The organism is Bacillus sp. P4_D3 (assembly GCF_056401855.1).
Genome location: NZ_JBFUIN010000546.1, coordinates 1 through 2,077 on the forward strand (window position 1 = coordinate 1; position 2,077 = coordinate 2,077).

A 2,077-nucleotide genomic window follows, 5' to 3' on the forward strand; every position below is an offset into this window, starting at 1 on the left:
TATGCGGAAAACCTACTGTCATATTCTATTAATCATGTGAACGGCTTAGAGTATAGTTTACATCTTTTTGAATCTATTACAGGGTGGGCACAAGAACATGATTTAGAAATGGGTCACCGATTTAGCTGGTTAGTAGGCGAGCTTGCAGATTTAAAAACAAATCGCCTATTAGTAACTGGAACTTCAGGAAACGGAAAAGCGTCATTTATTAACTCTATTTTAGGAGAAAATATATTAGAAAACTCAATCTCAAATGTTGTTGTTTTTAAAAATGACGCTTATACAGAAATTAACGCTATAACAGATTCGGAAATTACAACAACTGAGAATTTCTCTGATTTCCATAACATGATGGCAGTGCACCGTCAAACATATAGAGATAGAGCATGTGTTGAATTTAAATTACCATGCAGATTTTTAAGTGAAAATAAACTTACATTCGTTGTTACACCTAGCTTTAATAGGAACAATGATGCAAAAGATGAGGTATTTGAATATTTAAATTCTACAGATGAGTTATTATTCGTATTGAATGCGGATTCACCTTTTACTGACAAAGAACGTGACATTCTATTAAGTATTCAAGAACATACACCAAATCTACAAGTTCATTTCTTATTGAATAAAATCGATAACATTTACAATGAAGCAGAAGCAAAAAGAGTTATACAAGATACGCAAGTGAGAATAAATACATATTTCCCTAATGCAAGAATTTTCCCTTATTCTTCGTTATATACAAATAGTAAACAACTAAACGATTTAACTGAGTTTATTCATTTTAACTTTAACCATAAAAATATCGATGCAGAACGGAATGAAAAGCTATTGTTTTTCATTCGAAAAACAATTACATATCTTTTGGATAAACGCGTCGAGAGGGAAACCAATCTAGTGGATTCTATTAATTGGAATGAAGATATGTTAGTTAAACTAAATGGTTGTATTAATAACCTTACTGCTTTTGAGAAGGACAAAATTCATTTAATTACAGAATCATATCGTACAATGAAAAACGAAATTACTAATGATCTTGCAGAACATATTCCGAAACTATTGCAGAGTTGTTCCGATTTAATTAGTGAAGAAAGCGATTTTGGTCACATTGATATTGAACTAAACACAGCGATGAATGAAAGAGTGAAACAATATCTAGAACAAACTGTATTACCTAATCTTGCTCGCTCTATGCAAAATTGGATTGCGACTTCTAATAACGAGCTCCTTCAAAGTCAATTGTACTTAGAAGAAACCAGTGAAGGACTTAATTCTTTATTTGGAGAAAATCGAATACAGTTAGAATGTGACTTTAAAGTAATTGATGACTGGCGCAGAGATACTGATAGAATGACAACTAGAATACAAATGGAAGAAGTAAATATTTTACGCCGATTTACGCCAGCACAATTTTTACTGAAAAGTGCCGGTAAATTATTTGGAGTTCTTCCTAAAAATAAAGCTATGCTATATAACAAATATAAACAGTATTTAGAAAATGAAGATTATACCGATGTAACGGCTTCTATTATGAAGAAGTTTTTCTTGCAATTTGAGCTGTTTGAAAACACACAAGAGCGGGATATTAATATGTTCTTTAGAAATCCATTTGGCGCGTTGGAACAAGCTGTAAAAAACACTCATTTAGAAATAAAAGAAAAACAAGATAAACTGCATAAAATGAAATCAAACCCTGAAGTTTATCGTGATCCTATAACGCTCTTTGAATTGAGATTACGTCAATGTGAAGTAATCTTGAATATAGGTGAGGATAATTCCTATACAGATTTACCTTTAGAAACAATCATAGAATAAACGTAAAGTAACTCCAAAATATACAATAAAAGTTGATTTTGGAGTTGTTTTTTGTTTACATCTGTATAATATGTACGTTCTTTTTAATAGCAGATTGCATCATGTGTTATAAGAGAAGTAATAGGGAAAAGGGAGCAATAGCAATTAGTTGCTCCCTTTCCATTTAATTAGAGTATTTAAATGTCAGATAAATATTTTCCAACATACAGACCGCTTGCGGCTGCTTGAGATAATGAATGAGTGACGCCTAAACAATCTCCAATTA

The 2,077-nt window shown here is 31.5% G+C and carries 1 protein-coding gene and 1 pseudogene; one reads left to right on the plus strand and one right to left on the minus strand.

Translation table 11 applies throughout. The features are described from left to right. Window positions 1-1,812 (plus strand): dynamin family protein (locus AC1DTM_RS23890; RefSeq protein WP_477001049.1); only part of this gene is annotated, 1,812 nt, incomplete at its 5' end. Window positions 1,813-1,988: 176 nt separating this feature from the next. Here the strand turns inward: AC1DTM_RS23890 and AC1DTM_RS23895 are convergent. Beyond that, window positions 1,989-2,077: pseudogene (locus tag AC1DTM_RS23895) on the minus strand (dehydrogenase); the annotation flags it as partial.